The organism is Rhizobium sp. RU35A (assembly GCF_900156005.1).
GTDB lineage: Bacteria > Pseudomonadota > Alphaproteobacteria > Rhizobiales > Rhizobiaceae > Neorhizobium > Neorhizobium straminoryzae.
On the sequence record NZ_FTMR01000008.1, the window covers coordinates 100,181 to 116,763 of the forward strand.

Annotated in this window: 13 protein-coding genes; 8 read left to right on the forward strand and 5 right to left on the reverse strand. The window is 64.4% G+C overall.

The features are described from left to right. Positions 1–25: 25 nt before the first annotated feature. Together F3H95_RS18140 and F3H95_RS18145 are read right to left on the reverse strand one after the other, a co-directional pair. A complete protein-coding gene (locus tag F3H95_RS18140; RefSeq protein ID WP_149747024.1) occupies positions 26–2,113 on the reverse strand; it encodes an ABC transporter substrate-binding protein in 2,088 nt (695 codons plus the stop codon). Positions 2,114–2,264: 151 nt separating this feature from the next. Then, the gene (locus F3H95_RS18145; RefSeq protein ID WP_149747025.1) at positions 2,265–3,731 is read right to left on the reverse strand and encodes an alpha-glucosidase/alpha-galactosidase; all 1,467 of its coding nucleotides are present in this window, start codon (positions 3,729–3,731) and stop codon (positions 2,265–2,267) included. Between the two features lie 199 nt (positions 3,732–3,930). Here F3H95_RS18145 and F3H95_RS18150 point away from each other — a divergent pair, with 199 nt between their 5' ends. Together F3H95_RS18150 and F3H95_RS18155 are read left to right on the forward strand one after the other, a co-directional pair. Then, complete coding sequence (locus F3H95_RS18150; protein WP_143127460.1) at positions 3,931–4,836, forward strand: AraC family transcriptional regulator; 906 nt, start codon at positions 3,931–3,933, stop codon at positions 4,834–4,836. Positions 4,837–5,028: 192 nt separating this feature from the next. Further along, on the forward strand, positions 5,029–5,790 hold the full coding sequence (locus tag F3H95_RS18155) for a DUF1868 domain-containing protein (RefSeq protein ID WP_188134420.1): 762 nt from the start codon (positions 5,029–5,031) through the stop codon (positions 5,788–5,790). Between the two features lie 25 nt (positions 5,791–5,815). Here F3H95_RS18155 and hutC read toward each other — a convergent pair whose 3' ends face one another. Together hutC and F3H95_RS18165 are read right to left on the reverse strand one after the other, a co-directional pair. Further along, a complete protein-coding gene (gene hutC, locus F3H95_RS18160; protein WP_143127462.1) occupies positions 5,816–6,535 on the reverse strand; it encodes a histidine utilization repressor in 720 nt (239 codons plus the stop codon). After that, on the reverse strand, positions 6,532–7,878 hold the full coding sequence (locus F3H95_RS18165; RefSeq protein ID WP_149747027.1) for a formimidoylglutamate deiminase: 1,347 nt from the start codon (positions 7,876–7,878) through the stop codon (positions 6,532–6,534). The genes hutC and F3H95_RS18165 overlap by 4 nt, the downstream gene beginning before the upstream one ends. Before the next feature lie 96 nt (positions 7,879–7,974). Here F3H95_RS18165 and hutI point away from each other — a divergent pair, with 96 nt between their 5' ends. From hutI to F3H95_RS18190, 5 genes are all read left to right on the forward strand, one after another. Beyond that, positions 7,975–9,249, forward strand: coding sequence for an imidazolonepropionase (gene hutI / locus F3H95_RS18170; RefSeq protein WP_149747028.1), 1,275 nt, complete (start codon positions 7,975–7,977; stop codon positions 9,247–9,249). After that, positions 9,246–10,781 (forward strand): histidine ammonia-lyase, encoded by a 1,536-nt coding sequence (gene hutH, locus F3H95_RS18175; protein ID WP_149747029.1) that lies wholly within the window; start codon positions 9,246–9,248, stop codon positions 10,779–10,781. The genes hutI and hutH overlap by 4 nt, the downstream gene beginning before the upstream one ends. Positions 10,782–10,992: 211 nt before the next feature. Continuing rightward, on the forward strand, positions 10,993–11,796 hold the full coding sequence (gene hutG / locus F3H95_RS18180) for an N-formylglutamate deformylase (RefSeq protein ID WP_149747030.1): 804 nt from the start codon (positions 10,993–10,995) through the stop codon (positions 11,794–11,796). 13 nt (positions 11,797–11,809) lie between these two features. After that, on the forward strand, positions 11,810–13,483 hold the full coding sequence (gene hutU / locus F3H95_RS18185) for a urocanate hydratase (RefSeq protein WP_149747031.1): 1,674 nt from the start codon (positions 11,810–11,812) through the stop codon (positions 13,481–13,483). A 2-nt stretch (positions 13,484–13,485) separates the two neighbouring features. After that, entirely contained in the window at positions 13,486–14,064 is a 579-nt protein-coding gene (locus F3H95_RS18190; protein WP_149747032.1) for a HutD family protein, read from the forward strand. A gap of 36 nt (positions 14,065–14,100) precedes the next feature. On the opposite strand, the gene F3H95_RS18195 is transcribed toward F3H95_RS18190, so the two are convergent. Next, the gene (locus tag F3H95_RS18195) at positions 14,101–15,153 is read right to left on the reverse strand and encodes a LacI family DNA-binding transcriptional regulator (protein WP_244618065.1); all 1,053 of its coding nucleotides are present in this window, start codon (positions 15,151–15,153) and stop codon (positions 14,101–14,103) included. A 244-nt stretch (positions 15,154–15,397) separates the two neighbouring features. Between F3H95_RS18195 and ugpC the strand changes: the two genes are divergently transcribed. Next, positions 15,398–16,474 carry a sn-glycerol-3-phosphate ABC transporter ATP-binding protein UgpC gene (ugpC, locus tag F3H95_RS18200; protein WP_143127469.1) on the forward strand — a complete coding sequence of 359 codons (1,077 nt, stop codon included), beginning with the start codon at positions 15,398–15,400 and terminating at the stop codon, positions 16,472–16,474. Positions 16,475–16,583: the final 109 nt, after the last annotated feature.

The following is a 16,583-nucleotide window of genomic DNA, read 5'->3' on the forward strand; positions in this document are numbered from 1 at the left end:
GCAGTCCTTTTCTCAGGGAGGAGCCTTAGTTGGTCGGGCCACCGTCGCCCGGCTTGCCGGGCAGCTGCTGCGGGAAGAGTTCGTACTTGCCCTGCTTGTCGGCAGCGACCCAGACCCTCTCGCGCATGATCGAATCTTCCGCCCAGTTGAACATGTAGATCGGCGTGCCGGGCGGAATGTTGGAGAAGCGCTTGTTGATGATCAGCGCCCCCGGATATTCCGTCAGGCCGATGGTGTAGAGGTTCTGGGTCGAGATCTTCTGGTACTGCTTCATTAGGTCCGCCCGTTCGGCATTGTCCTGCGAGGCGATGAAGCGGTTCACCAGATCGGCCATCTGCTTTTCGAAGGGCAGGATGTCGAGGTCCTTGCCTTCTGGCGCGCGGTGGTTCCAGCTGGTGCGCGGGCCAACCGGCGCCAACTGCTCGGTGTTCTGGACGACGGAGGCCAGTTCCGAGCTGTTGCGCCGGACCGCCCAGTCGAAGCGCCCTGCATAATGGGCGGCGTCGCGCTGGTTGGAATCGAGCGCATTGATGACGACGCGGATGCCGATCTTCGCCATCTGGCCGACAAGCCCTTCCGCCAGGCTCTTGTCGGTGGTGTAGCCATTGTTGACGAGCAGCACGATCTCGACATTCTTGCCGCCAGCGGTGCCCTTCGGGAAGTTGACGAAGCCGTCATTGTCGGTATCGACCAGCCCCAGCTTTTTCAGTGCCGCCTTCGCCTCTTCCAGATTGTAGGGATAATAGACGGTCGAGGCGCGGTCGTAGAAACTGGTGCCGGAGGACAGCCCACCCGGATAGATCGCGGTGAACGGCCCCTTGACCAGGCTGTCGCCGACGGCCTTGCGGTCGATGGCGGATGTCACGGCCTGACGGAATTCCAGGTTGCGGTTCAGCTCGCGCACCGCCTGTTCGCGCTCGTCCGGCGAACCCCAGCCATTGGCGGAAAAGTTCATCAGCAGGCTGTAGCCGATCAGCCGCGGGCCGAAGGCAAGCCGTGCCGGGGCGCTCGGTTCGGCCGCACGCTTCAGCGAGGCCACGAAATTTTCCGGCTGCTCCAGGTTGGAAATGTCGCCGGAGCCCGCGACCGCCTGCACGTCGCGATCGGCCCAGGTGGACAGCTTGAAGTGGACTTCATCGAGGTAGGGCAGCTGCTGCCCCTTCTCGTCCACCTTCCAGTAATAGGGGTTGCGGCGCATCACGATGATGTCGTCCGGCCGGTAGGCCACCGGCACCCAGGCGCCCATCACCGGCATGTTCATATATTCCGGCGGAAACGCGTTCTTGAACTGGTCGTAGGTGTTCTTCGAATATTTCGGATGCTTGGCCTTCAGCAGATGGGCCGGTCCGGGGCAGAAGTTCGGATAGGCCATGGTATAGAGATACTGCTTGGGGAAGGCGGCCTTGAAGGTCCATTCGACGGTGTAGTCATCGACCTTGCGTAGCGTTGTGCCTTCGCCAAAAGCTTCCGGCGAGGCGCCGCCGCCCAGCGGCGAGACATTCGGGTCGATGACGCCGTCCTCCCAGTAGAACATCACGTCATCGGCGGTGAAGGGCACTCCGTCCGACCATTTGGCGCCCTTCACCAGATGCATGGTGAGCTTGTGGCCATCTGCCGACCATTCCCAGCCCTTGGCGAGGTTCGGCAGCGGCTCGGTATCCTTGGCGTCCACCTGGAACAGCGGCGCGGTGCGGGTCAGGCATTCCGAGAGAGCGATGTCAATGCCGCCCCAACCCTGGCTCTGGCCGGCCATATAGTTCCAGCCCTCGGGGCGCCCTCCAATGACATGGCGCATCGTATCGCCATAGACGCCTGCCCCATCCGGCATGTTGCCGATCTTGTAGACGAGTGGTTCTGCGGGCAGGCGCTCCTTGAGCGGCGGCAGCTTGCCTGTCTTCTCGAACTTGTCGGCCACCCAGGCCGGCTCGCTGTAGGATGGCAGCGCCTTGAATTCCAGAATGGAATCGCGCGGCACATAGGAGATCTTGCCCTGCGCGGGAAACGGCGGCGGCTCCGGCGGCGGGCTGGTCTCGAAGGCTTGCGCCTGAAGCGCGAAGACCGAAACGCCAAGACCGAGCGCGGCGATCCTGCTGATCTTTCCGTGGTATTGCATCCTGTCCTTCCTCCCTTTCGGCGTCGCCCCCGGCGCGCCGCTCCTCGTCATGACAGGATCTGCGGAACTCCTCCTTCCGCAGATCCCGATCGTCTTGGTCAGATCCCGCCGGCGTCCGTTTGCTGCTCGCACGGCGCGCCGGGGGCGCCTCTCAAACGGCAGCCTTCATCGTGGCCTTTTCAACCCGCAACTCCTCGATGGACCGGACCTGCCGGCGGGCAGCTCCCGCCCAGTCGCGCGTCTTGACCTTCGCCTGTGCCAGCCGCTCGCGGGCGGCCGGCACGGCGTCTGCATATTGCGGCAGCCAGCGGGCCTCGGCGACCACCATTTCGTCCACCATCTGCCAGACCTCCTCGGGCGTCGCGACGGCGCCGACCAGCGGATCGTGCAGCACGGCAAGCTTCAGCAGGTCGATGTCACCGGTGACGGCCGCGTGTACCGACATGCGCTGCACGTTGATCGAGGCCATGCAGGTGGCGGCGCAGGCTTCCGGCAGCGTGATGCCCGACACCATGTTGATGCCGAAGCGATCGACGAAGCCGGGCGATTCGATGATCGCATCCGCCGGCAGGTTGGTGATCACACCGATGTTCCTGACGTTGAAATGCCCGCGATAGACACGGCCGGTCTCCAGCGCCTCCAGGATATGGCTGGCATGCTCGTTGGAGCGGCGGGCGGGATCGATCGGCTTCTTCGCCTGCTCCAGGAATTGCGGGAACTCCGTCTCGAACCAGTTGCGGGTTTCGGTGGAGTGCCGGAGGTAACCGCCGGTTTCGCCATGAATCCAGTCGGACATGTCGATCCAGCGGGTGATTTCTTCCGGGCGCTTGCGATACCACGGCAGATATTCCGAGAGGTGCCCGTTGCTTTCGGTCGAGTAGACGCCGAACCGCTTCAGCACGTCGATGCGGAGCTTTTCCTGCTGCGAATAGACCGGATGCGCCTCGAAGGCGGCAATCAACTCGTCCTTGCCGATCCTGCGGCCGTTCAGCCTGAGATCGACGAACCAGGTCTGGTGGTTGATGCCGGAGCAGACATAGTCCAGTTCCCGGATCGAGGCTGCACCCAGCACCTCGGCAATCTGTTCCGCACCGTGCTGCACGCCGTGGCAAAGGCCGATCGTATCCACCTTGCCGTATTCTATGGCGGCCCAGGTGTTCATCGCCATCGGGTTGGCATAGTTCAGGAATTTTGCGCCCGGTGCCGCAACCTCCCGGATATCCTTGCAGAAATCGAGGATGACCGGGATGTTGCGCTGGCCGTAGAGAATGCCGCCCGCACAGATCGTATCACCGACGCATTGGTCGATCCCGTATTTGAGCGGAATGCGGATATCCTCCGCATAGGCCTCAAGCCCGCCGACACGCACGCAGCTTATGATGTAACGCGCACCTTCCAGCGCCCGGCGGCGGTCCGTGGTGGCGGTCACCCGGGTCGGCAGGCCGTTCGCCTCCACGATGCGTTCCAGGATTTCGCGGATCATGCCGAGATTGTGCTCGCTGATGTCTGTCAGCGCGAATTCGACATCGCGGAATTCCGGCACGCACAGAATGTCAGTGAACAGCTTCTTGGTGAACCCGACGCTGCCGGCGCCGATGATAGCGATTTTGAAACTCATCCCTCGCATCCTCCTTGCGAAATCCAAGCCGTCACGATGGCGGGTCACGCTCCGTGCGGACATGCACAGGCTTTCACACAAAATCGCCGGAAAACCGGGATTCTGCTTCAAAGTTCCGATCCGTGCTGTCCTCTGGCTTCTCCTCGGAAACTGATTATGCGTATATTTTCCGGAGGGGACAGAGAAGGATTATGCTTTCATGGGTAATTTTGTGCTCCAGGATCTGATGGCGGCAGGCCCGATCATGCGCACCGTTTCGCTGCCGCGCGGACGCCAGACGCTGCACACCATGCCGACCAGCGCCGGCTATGAAATCCGCGCGGACGTCAGCTATGACTGGGACGGACGCCGGCGTGGCCTTGCCCCCTTCACCGTGCTGCAGCACACGATCGGGGGGCGTGGCAATCTGCGCTACGAGACCCGGACGATGCAGTTGAAACCTGGCGAGACGCTGCTGCTGCTGATCCCGCACAACCATCGCTACTGGCTGGAAAAGGGCGATCGCTGGGAATTCTTCTGGATGTCGATGAACGGTGAGGAGGCACTGCGCATTCACCGTTCGATCCTGGCGATCACCGGTCCCGTGCTGCACCTGCAGCCCGTGACGATCGACCGGCTGGCCTCCTGCTGCCACCGGCTCGTCACCGGCGGCGAGACGCCGGGCGCGGCTTCGGCCATCGCCTATGAGGCGGCCATGGTGCTCTATGACGACGTCTTCGGCTCCCATCCCACCTATGCGCAGGAATATCGTGCACTCCAGCACGTGCTCGAACATATCGAGGGCCATCTCGACCAGCGGCTGACGGTGGCTGATCTTGCCGACGTTGCGGGCCTCAGCCGTGCGCATTTTTCTCGCATCTTTGCGGCGAGCGAAGGCCTGCCGCCGGCAGAATTCGTGCTGCAGAAGCGTCTGCGTCGTGCGGCGAAACTGCTGACGAAGACGGCCGACATGCCTGTGAAGGAGGTCGCGGCACTATGCGGCTTCGATGATCCCAACTACTTCTCGAAAGTCTTCCGCCGTCTCTACGGTACCAATCCCAGCGATTTCCGCACGAGCGGCATGTATGCGAGCCTGACGGCTGCGCCGCGGCACGAGGTGAACTGACCGGCCGGCCGTCGGCATCGCGGAAGCCGGGCCTTGCCCCCCGTCACCCGGCACATCCCTGTCACACCGGACGTGTAGTCCTTGTCGCGAAGGCTTGGCATACCCGCCGCGCCTTTCATGACGCAGACCCCTCACCTTGCCACAGAAAACGGGTTGTCGCGCTTCATGTCTTCAACGCTGGGAACACATTTCGTGCCGACATCCGAAAGCAGCATCATGGCCCCCTCGCGCCCCGACCCCATCGCCTATCTCACCGGACGGCTGACCAGCGCCCCTCGCCCCGGCGGCATCTCCCTTCCGGGCGGCGGCGGAAAATTCCATTCCGATGGCAGCGTGCAGCCATGGCCGGGCAATACCTTCATCTGCCACATCGACCGCGCCTCGGCGGCCTTTGAGGCGATCCGCGCCCTGCAGGAGGAGATCAAGCGCAGCGCGTTCAACCGCTTCTTCACCTTCCTCCCGCCATCGAGTTTCCACATGACGGTCTTCCAGGGCACCTCGCCTCTCACACGCCCGGGCGCCGGCTGGCCGGACGGGCTGGACTGGCCGCTGGACCGCGATGCGGTGACGGCGGCGTTGGGCGAACGCGTGCGGGATCTAGACCTGCCGGTCCGCCGGACCATCCGCGTCATCGATCTGTTCGCCGCGCACAGCCTGACGGTGGCCGGCGCGACGCCTGCTGCGGAAGAGACGCTGCGGACGACCCGTCGCACGCTTTCAGACGCAACCCGCATGCCGCAGGCGGATTTCGAGCAGTATGTCTTCCACATCTCGCTTGCCTATCTCATCGACTGGGTGTCCGAGCCGCTGGCGCTCGAAATCGTCGACTTCAGCCGGACGCAGACGGAACTGTACGCGCCGCTGATCGGCGAGCTCGAGCTTGGCCCGGTGGAATTGTGCGATTTCGACAGCATGCACCACTTCGAGCCGCGGCTGTTGCTGGGCAAGCGCTGAGGCGGAGACTGGCTCGGGTGCGCGTTCAGCCGCCCGGCTGGAAGCGCGCCACCAGGGCATGACGATCGCCAGGATAGGTGAAACGCACGAAGGTGACGGGGCCACCCGCGCCCCAGGTGCGACGTTCGATGACGAGGCAGGCACTGTGGCGGGCGATCTCCAGCTTCGTCGCCACGTCTGCAGCGGCGGTGACGGCCTGGATCCGGTGTTCGGCGGCATTCCAGGGCACGCGGCTGATCAGGAAGGCCCCGGGCGCAATCAGGCTGAAATCCTCGCTCTCCGCCTCCGGAACCGTGGCAAGATTGATCAGCCGGTATTCGAGGCAGAAGGGGCGGCCGCCGGCCAGATGCACGGCCACGCATTCCAGCACGGCACTGCCATCCGCAAGCTCCATCAGCGTGCAATCCTGCCGGGTCGCCATGCGGCGATTGCGCGTCTCCAGTCGGTAGCCATAGGACAGATTGAGGGACCGTACCTCCGTCTCGATATCATGGATTTCCAGCACGGCGGACTGTGCCACGGGCTGGGCGACGAAGCTGCCGGATTTCTTGCGCCGCTCGATCAGGCCCGCCCGCGCGAGCTGTGTCAGAACCTTGTTCGCGGTCATGCGGGAACAGCCATACTGGATGGCAAGATCCACCTCGAACGGCAGACGATAGCCCGGCGGCCATTCGCCCGAGAGAATGCGCCGCTCCAGATCACCAAGAATGCGGCCGTGCAGCGTCTTCTCTTTGTCCGTGTTCATTGGGCCAGCAGTTCCCGCATCACCGTCTCGAAGCGGCGGCTTATCGCGTCGCGTCTGAAATGGCGACCCTTTTCCACCAGCTTCCTGCCGGAAATCCAGGTGCTGTCGACCCCGACGCCGCCGGCGAAGATCCAGTGGTCGAGAATCTGGTCTTCGCCGAGATACGGCACCCCGGCGACATCGAGCGAAACGAGGTCGGCACTGGCGCCCGGCGCGAGACCGGCCGGCGCATCGAGCGCCTGCGCGCCGCCCGCCAGCGTCCGTTCGAACAGCTTGCGCCCGGTCGAGCCATCGGTATCGGCCACCACGTTGCGGGCTTTCAGGCCGAGGCGCTGCGAGTATTCCAGCTGGCGCAATTCCTCGGCCACGGAAATTCGGATGTTCGAATCCGAGCCGATGCCCAGCGCGCCGCCGGCGGAGAGATAGGTTTCACCATTGAAGATGCCGTCGCCGAGATTGGCTTCGGTGATCGGGCAAAGCCCTGCCACCGCGCCGGAGGCGGCCATGCGTGCTGTTTCCCTTGTCGTCATGTGGGTGGCATGGATCAGGCACCAGCGGCGATCGACCGGTGCCTCGTCCAGCAGCCATTCAACGGGGCGGCGGCCGGTGGCGGCGAGGCAATCCTCGACCTCCTTCACCTGTTCGGCGACATGAATGTGCACCGGTCCCTCGCCCGCCAGAGGCAGAATCATCGAAAGCTCCGCGGCAGTGACGGCGCGCAGGCTGTGGGGGGCGATCCCGAGCCGGGCGCCGGAGAGGCGCCCGGTCAGGCCGCGGCAGGCTTCCATCTGGCGTGAAAATTCGTCCAGCGAATGGATGAAGCGACGCTGTCCCTCATTGGGGGCCGCACCGCCGAAGCCGGAATGCGCGTAGAAGACCGGCAGCAGCGTCAGACCGATACCGGTCTCCTGGCTTGCGGCTGCGATCCGTTCGGCCATTTCCGCGATATTGGCGTAGAGCCCGCCATCCTTGTCGTGATGCAGGTAGTGGAATTCGCCCACCCGGCCGAATCCAGCCTCCAGCATCTCCATATAGAGCTGGGCGGCCACCGCCTCTACCTGGTCCGGCGTCATGGAGAGCGCGAAACGATACATCAGCGTGCGCCAGCTCCAGAAACTGTCTGCCCCCGGCCCCCGCACCTCGGCGAGGCCCGCCATGGCGCGCTGGAAGGCGTGGCTGTGCAGGTTGGGAATTGCCGGCACCAGCACGGCCTGGCGCTCGTCGCCGGCCTCGGCCGGCACGCCGGCTGCCAGCGAGGCAATCTGCCCGTCCTCGATTGTCAGCCGTACATCGCTTTTCCAACCCTCTGGCAACAAAGCGCTTTTCGCGTGGATCGCCTGCATGCCTGTCTTTCCTTCCGCGTTTCGCTCCAAAATTTCCCTTGCGAGATGACGATAATGTATATACATGTTTTTGCCACAAGAGAAGGCGAAAGACCGATGGCCGGGGACGATTTTTCACCGAAATCACAGGATGCGCTGCAGGTTACGCTGTGGCGCAATGCTCGTCTTGCAACGCTGAAGGCGGGCGATGGGCTGGGGCTCGTCGAGGATGGCGCGGTTCTGGTGCGCGATGGGCGCATTGCCTATGCCGGCCCGCTCGCCGGGCTGCCCGCCCCTCTGGCGGAGGGTGCGACACCGATGGATTGCAAGGGGCGCTGGCTGCTGCCCTCCTTCATCGATTGCCACACGCATCTCGTCTATGGCGGCAACCGCGCCATGGAGTTCGAGATGCGGCTTGCGGGCTCCACCTATGAAGAGATCGCCCGCGCCGGCGGCGGCATCGTCTCCTCGGTCAAGGCCACCAATGCGCTGACGGTCGATCAGCTCGTGGCTGCTACCCTGCCCCGTCTCGATACGCTGATCGCGGAGGGTGCCTCCACCATCGAGATCAAGTCCGGCTATGCGCTCAGCATCGAGGGTGAGCTGAACATGCTGCGCGCGGCCCGCAGGCTGGGGGAGATCCGCCCCGTGCGCATTCTCACCACATGGCTTGCCGCTCACGCGACGCCGCCCGAATACAAGGGCCGCAATGGCGATTACATCAGCGAGATCGTGATCCCCGGCCTGAGGGCCGCCCATGCCGAAGGCCTTGTCGATGCGGTCGATGGTTTCTGCGAGGGCATTGCCTTTTCGCCGGCCGACATCGCCCGCCTCTTCGAGGAGGCAAAGGCGCTTGGCCTGCCGGTGAAGCTGCATGCCGAACAGCTGTCGGACCTGAAGGGGGCAAGACTTGCCGCCGCCTATGGGGCGCTCTCGGCCGATCATCTGGAATATCTGGCGGACGAGGACGCGGCAGCGCTGGCTGAGGCCGGAACCGTCGCCGTGCTGTTGCCCGGCGCTTTCTACACGCTGCGCGAAAAGCAGCACCCGCCCGTGAAGGCACTGCGGGCGGCGGGTGCCGCGATTGCGCTTGCGACTGACAGCAATCCCGGCACCTCGCCGCTGACCTCGCTTCTGATGACCATGAACATGGGCGCCACCCTGTTTGGCCTCACCGTCGAGGAATGCCTGGCGGGCGTTACGCGCGAGGCGGCGAAGGCCTTGGGGCTGCAAGACGAAACCGGCACGCTGGAGGCCGGCAAGGCCGCCGACTTCACGCTCTGGGATATCGAGCGCCCCGCCGAACTCGTCTACCGCATCGGCTTCAACCCGCTCGTCCAGCGTGTGTGGAACGGCCGTACGACCTTTTCCTCTGCCGGAGTTCTTGCATGACCATCACCCTTCATCCCGGCCGTGTGACGCTGGCCGAGCTTGCGCAGATCTACTGGACCGGCGAAGCCGCTGTGTTGGACCGCAGCTTCGATGCCGGCATCGAAAAGGCTGCTGCCCGCATTGCCCAGATCGCGGCCGGCAATGCGCCCGTCTATGGCATCAATACCGGCTTCGGAAAGCTCGCCTCGATCAAGATCGATGCCGCCGATACGGCGACCCTCCAGCGCAATCTCATCCTGTCGCATTGCTGCGGCGTCGGGCAGCCGCTACCGGAGGCCATCGTGCGTCTCATCATGGCGTTGAAGCTCGTGTCGCTCGGCCGCGGCGCCTCCGGCGTGCGGCTGGATCTGGTGCGGCTGATCGAGGGCATGCTGGACAAGGGGGTGACGCCGCTCATCCCGGAAAAGGGCTCGGTTGGCGCTTCCGGTGACCTCGCTCCGCTCGCCCATATGGCCGCCGTGATGATGGGTGAGGCAGAAGCCTTTTATCAGGGCGAACGTCTGTCCGGTGCCGAGGCCTTGCGCCGGGCCGGCCTGACGCCCGTCGTGCTGGCGGCCAAGGAAGGGCTGGCGCTGATCAACGGCACGCAGGCTTCGACCGCGCTCGCGCTCGCAGGCCTGTTCCGCGCTCACCGGGCCGCGAAGGCGGCGCTGATCACCGGCGCGCTCTCGACCGATGCGGCGATGGGCTCGTCTGCGCCGTTCACCGAAGACATCCATACGCTGCGTGGCCACAAGGGCCAGATCGATACGGCGGCGGCGCTGCGCGGCCTGCTGGAGGGTTCCGTCATTCGCCAGAGCCATCTGGAAGGGGACGAGCGCGTGCAGGATCCCTATTGCATCCGCTGCCAGCCGCAGGTGGATGGCGCCTGCCTTGATCTGTTGCGTATGGCCGGCCGCACGCTCGAAATCGAAGCCAATGCGGTGACCGACAATCCGCTGGTGCTTTCCGACATGAGCGTTGTCTCCGGCGGCAATTTCCATGCAGAACCCGTCGCCTTCGCGGCCGACCAGATCGCCATTGCCGTCTGCGAAATCGGCGCGATCGCCCAGCGGCGCATCGCGCTGCTCGTCGATCCCGCCCTTTCCTACGGCCTGCCGGCCTTCCTTGCGAAGAAGCCCGGGTTGAATTCCGGCCTGATGATCGCGGAAGTCACCTCGGCAGCCCTGATGAGTGAAAACAAGCAGATGGCGCATCCGGCCTCGGTCGATTCGACGCCCACCTCTGCCAATCAGGAAGACCATGTATCCATGGCCTGCCACGGCGCGCGCCGCCTGCTGCAGATGACCGATAACCTGTTTTCCATCATCGGCATCGAGGCTCTGACGGCGGCGCAGGGTGTGGAATTTCGTAGCCCGCTGACAACCAGCCCGGAACTGCAGAAGGCCATGGCCGCCCTGCGCGCCAGCGTCCCGACGCTGGAAGAGGATCGCTTCATGGCCCCGGATCTGGAGGCCGCAGGCCGGATGGTGGCAGAGGGCGCGCTGGTGTCCAGCGTCTCCACCGGCATCCTGCCGGGGCTGGAGGAGTGATGATGTCCTGGATTTTTCGCATTCGCGGAGGCTGTGGCAGCCCCCTCATCCGCCTGCCGGCACCTTCTCCCCGTTGGGGAGAAGGGGAAATCCCGCAGCGTTTGCGGTTCCCCTCTCCCCTCGGGGAGAGGTCCGCCGAGCAAAGCGGAGGCGGGGTGAGGGGGGCAGCCGGCGCCAATGTCTGTAGCGCGTATCAACACGGAGTTGCAGCATGACCACAATTTTCGAAATCACCCGCGGCACCTCGCCCGTCATCCTCGCCTTCCCGCATACGGGAACGGAGGTTCCGTCCGCCATCTGGGATCGGCTGAACGACAACGGCAAGCTGCTTGCCGATACCGACTGGCACATCCATCACCTCTATGCCGGCCTGTTGCCGAATGCCACGACGGTGCGCGCCACCTTCCATCGTTATGTAATCGATGCCAATCGCGATCCGTCGGGAACGAGCCTCTATCCGGGCCAGAACACCACCGGCCTCATTCCGGAGACGGATTTTGATGGTCAGCCAATCTGGAAGGATGGACAGCAGCCGACGGAGGCGGATATCGCCGAACGGCTGGCGGGTTTCCACGCCCCCTATCATGCCGCGCTTGCCGCCGAAATCGAGCGGGTGAAGGCGCTGCATGGCGTCGCGGTGCTCTATGACTGCCACTCGATCCGTTCCAAAATTCCCTTCCTGTTCGAGGGGCGGCTGCCGGATTTCAACATCGGCACCAATTCCGGCGAAAGTTGCGATGCGGCGATCGAGCAGGCGACGGCGGACATTGCCGCCCAGGCCGAAGGCTATAGCAGCATTCTCAACGGCCGCTTCAAGGGCGGCTGGACGACGCGCCATTACGGCAAGCCGCAGGCGGGCGTTCACGCGATCCAGATGGAACTCGCGCAGATGAGCCACCTCGCCACCGAAGCTCCGCCCTTTGCCTATTACGAGGCGAAGGCGGGTGAGCTTCGGGCCCATCTCAAGACCATTCTGGAGCGCATCGAAGCGATCGCGCTTAATCTGACACGCTGAGGGGAGACGACCCATGACCAATCCACGCCACAATATTCGCGAGGTCCGCGCGCCGCAGGGCACCGAACTGACGGCCAAGAGCTGGATGACGGAAGCGCCTCTGCGCATGTTGATGAACAATCTCGATCCTGACGTTGCGGAGCGCCCGCACGAGCTGGTGGTCTATGGCGGCATCGGCCGCGCTGCCCGCACCTGGAACGATTTCGACACGATCGTCGAGACGCTGAAGACGCTGACGGAGGAAGAAACCCTCATCGTCCAGTCCGGCAAGCCGGTCGGCGTGTTCCGCACCCACAAGGATGCGCCGCGCGTGCTGATCGCCAATTCCAACCTCGTGCCGCACTGGGCCACCTGGGACCATTTCAACGAGCTGGATAAGAAGGGGCTGGCCATGTACGGCCAGATGACCGCCGGCTCGTGGATCTATATCGGCACGCAGGGCATCGTGCAGGGCACCTACGAAACCTTCGTGGAAGCCGGGCGCCAGCACTATAACGGCAATCTGAAGGGTAAGTGGATCCTGACCGGCGGTCTTGGCGGCATGGGCGGCGCGCAGCCGCTTGCCGCCGTCATGGCCGGCGCCTGCTGCCTTGCCGTCGAATGCGACGAGACCCGCATCGATTTCCGCCTGCGCACCCGTTATGTCGATGCCAAGGCCCATACGCTGGACGAGGCGCTCGCCCTGATCGACCAGTGGACGAAGGCGGGCGAAGCAAAATCCGTCGGGCTGGTCGGCAATGCCGCGGACATCTTCCCGGAACTCGTCCGTCGCGGCGTGAAGCCCGATATCGTCACCGACCAGACCTCGGCGCATGATCCGATCCATGGCTATCTGCCGTCCGGCTGGACGGTCGCCGAATGGCGCGCCAAGCAGGAAAGCGACCCGAAGGCGGTGGAAGCCGCCGCCCGCGCCTCGATGAAGACCCATGTACAGGCCATGGTCGACTTCTGGAACATGGGCATTCCGACGCTCGACTATGGCAACAACATCCGGCAGGTCGCCAAGGAAGAAGGGTTCGAGAACGCCTTTGCGTTCCCGGGCTTCGTGCCGGCCTATATCCGCCCGCTGTTCTGCCGCGGCATCGGACCCTTCCGCTGGGCAGCCCTCTCCGGTGATCCGGAAGACATCTACAAGACCGATGCCAAGGTGAAGGAACTGCTGCCTGATAACAAGCACCTGCACAACTGGCTGGACATGGCGCGCGAGCGCATTGCCTTCCAGGGGCTTCCCGCCCGCATTTGCTGGGTGGGCCTCGGCGATCGCCACAAGCTCGGCCTCGCCTTCAACGAAATGGTCAGGAACGGCGAACTGAAGGCGCCGGTGGTGATCGGTCGCGACCACCTCGATTCAGGCTCCGTCGCCTCCCCCAACCGCGAAACGGAAGCGATGAAGGACGGCTCGGACGCCGTGTCCGACTGGCCGCTCCTCAACGCGCTTCTGAACTGCGCCTCGGGTGCCACCTGGGTGTCGCTGCATCACGGCGGTGGCGTCGGCATGGGCTTTTCCCAGCACTCCGGCATGGTGATCTGCGCCGACGGCACCGACGATGCCGCCCGCCGGCTGGAGCGCGTGCTGTGGAACGATCCGGCCACCGGCGTCATGCGCCATGCAGATGCGGGCTACGACATCGCGCTCGACTGCGCGAAGGACAAGGGCCTGCGCCTGCCCGGCATTCTCGGCAACTGACGATGCAGATCCTGAGGGCGCAAGACTACAGGCGCATGCCCTGGAAGAACGGCGGGGGCGAGACGGCGGAAATCGCCGTCTTTCCGCCCGGTGCAGGGCTCGACAGTTTCGACTGGCGCATCAGCATGGCAACGGTCGCCACGGACGGTCCCTTTTCGGCCTTTCCGGGTATCGACCGCACGCTGACCATTCTCTCCGGTCGGGGCATCGTTCTGGATACCGAGGGCAAGGCATCCGTGTCGCTCACGCGCACCTCGCCGCCGCATGCCTTCGCGGCAGACCTGCCAAGCTTCGCGGTGCTGCTGGACGGCACGGTGATCGATCTCAACGTGATGACACGCCGCGTCTCGGCAAGCCACCGCGTAGAGCGTATGGCGCTGCCACTTGATCTGGCGCCGTCATGCTCACGGCGCGCGCTGTTCTGCGTAACGGGACAGGTATGGCTGGCAGACGGAACGACCCGCACGAAACTGGAGACCTGGGACTGCGTGCTGCTGGACGGGGACGACGATGCCGTTTCGTTCGATGGCAGCGGCAGCGTGTTGCTGGTCACGATCGACGAGCTTGCTGCTCGGCCGTGACCTGCTGTCCGGCCAATCGCCGGCCAACTGTTCGTTTCAGCTGCTGCGGCGATGCAGCAGCGTGAAGCGGGTGTCGATCGTTGCATGCTCGGGCATGTCGTGCCCGGCCAGATGCTCGATGATCAGCCGCGCCGCCTCCTTGCCGATCAGGTCGCCGGAAGGGCGGATCGTCGTCAACGGCGGATTGCAGGCGGCGCTGAAGCTCAGATCGCCGAAGCCGACCACGGCGAGCCTGTCCGGCACGGCAAGGCCGAGCCGCTCGCATTCGAACAGCACGCCGAGCGCCACATGGTCGTTCGAGCAGGCCACGCCGTCGGTGGATGCATGCTGCTGCAGCGTTTCAGAAATCAGCATGGCGCCGACCTCGGCCGAGGCGGGGGCCGGGTGCTGGATCACCTCGACCGATACGCCGGCCTCCTGTGCGGCAGCCACGAAGCCATCGCAGCGCAGCCGCGCGCGCCGGTCCTCGTGCATGCGCGCGCCGAGATAGGCAAGATGCCGCCGGCCCTGCTGGATCAGGTGGCGGGCGGACGCTGCTCCGACCTGCTGGTGATGGAAGCCGATGGCCGTATCGATCTGCGGCCCGCCGAGTTCCCAGATCTCGATGACAGGCACGGTGGTCTTGCTCAGCATGCGCCGCGTGGCGTCGCTGTGCGAGAGGCCCGTCAGCACGATCGCCGCCGGCGCCCAGGAGAGCGCCGTGCGCACCAGATCCTCCTCCTCGCGCTCGTCATACTCCGTATGGCCGAGAATCACCTGCAGCCGCTCCTTGCGCAGCGCCGCCTGCATGGCGGAGACCGTTTCGGCAAAGAAGGCATTGCGCACGGAAGGCACGATGATGGAGACCGCGCGCGAAGAGGCTGCGGCAAGCCCGCCTGCCACAAGGTTCGGCACGTAATTCAGTTTGTCGATGGCGCGCGCAATCGCGCTGCCGGCGCTGGCAGACACCGCTTCAGGCCGCCGGAGGTAGAGCGAAACGGTTGAAGGCGAGACCTTGGCGAGTTCCGCCACGTCGGCCATGGTGATGCTCTGCATCTTGCGCCGGCGGCGCACCGGTCGCTCCCGCTCCGGCCTGATCTGGTCTGCCATGTCTCCTCCACGCAGCGCTGCGATGGCAAAATCTACTCGCTTCGTCGGGCGGCAGCAATCGAATTTTCCACGCTATGTCACGTATTTGATGTAAAATAACGGTAATTTTGACTGTGACTATGCCATTCTGTCAGCTGTTTGTCGAAAAGCAGATTGGGCATTGCATTTATCAATCGTAGCGCTATGATCCGCGCCATCGGAATGCGGCAGGGGGAAGTTTGCCCTTTGCGTAGGGGAGGAACGAATGGCGTCTGTCAGCCTTCGCAAACTTGAAAAGAGCTACGGCTCGCTGAAAATCGTCAAGGGCATCGACCTGGAGATCCAGGATGGCGAATTCGTCGTGTTCGTCGGCCCGTCCGGCTGCGGCAAGTCCACGACGCTGCGCATGGTCGCAGGCCTCGAATCGATCAGCGGCGGCGAAATCCGCATCGGCGAGCGCGTCGTCAACAAGCTTGCCCCGCGCGAGCGCGACATTGCCATGGTGTTCCAGGATTATGCGCTCTATCCGCACAAGACCGTGCGCGAGAACATGGGGTTCAGCCTGAAGGTGCGCGGCGTCTCGATGAAGGATGCGGAAGGCCGCATCAACGAGGCGGCCGACATGCTCGGCATCGGCCACCTGCTCGACCGTCGTCCCGGCCAGCTCTCCGGCGGCCAGCGCCAGCGCGTGGCCATGGGGCGCGCGATCGTGCGTCGCCCGCAGGTTTTCCTCTTCGATGAGCCGCTGTCCAACCTCGATGCCAAGCTGCGCGGCCAGGTGCGCACCGAAATCAAGCGCCTGCATCAGCAGATCGGTACCACCATCATCTATGTCACGCATGACCAGGTCGAGGCCATGACGCTGGCGGACCGCATCGTCATCCTGCGCGGCGGCGATATCGAACAGGTCGGCACGCCGGATGAGGTCTACAACCAGCCGCAGAGCGTGTTTGTCGGCGGTTTCGTCGGTTCGCCGGCGATGAATTTCGCCAGGGCCAGGGTCGAGGGCGATGCGCTCTCCTTCGCCAATGGCGATCGCCTGCCGCTGGCGAAGCTTGCGCGCGGCCGGCAGGGCGCCATGGACGGTCGCGACCTGATCGTCGGCATCCGCCCGGAGCATTTCGTCACCGTGGCGGATCCGGCCATGACGCTGACCGCCAAGGTTCAGGTCGTCGAGCCGCTGGGCTCCGATACGCTCGTGCATTTCCTGATCGGTTCGGACATGCTGACGGCGCGCCTGCCGCCGGACATGCGCCCCGAGCCGGGCGCGGTTCTGCATCTCGGTCTTGATCCGTCGAAGGTTCACCTGTTCGATGCCGCGACCGAACGCGCCATCCACTGAAATCACGTCAGGCCGGGCGTCAAGTGCCCGGCCTGCACCTGATCTCGTCAATGCTCCGCACGCGGGGGAGTTGGAGCCCGCGCCAAGGCTGCCAAATCTGGGAGGTACC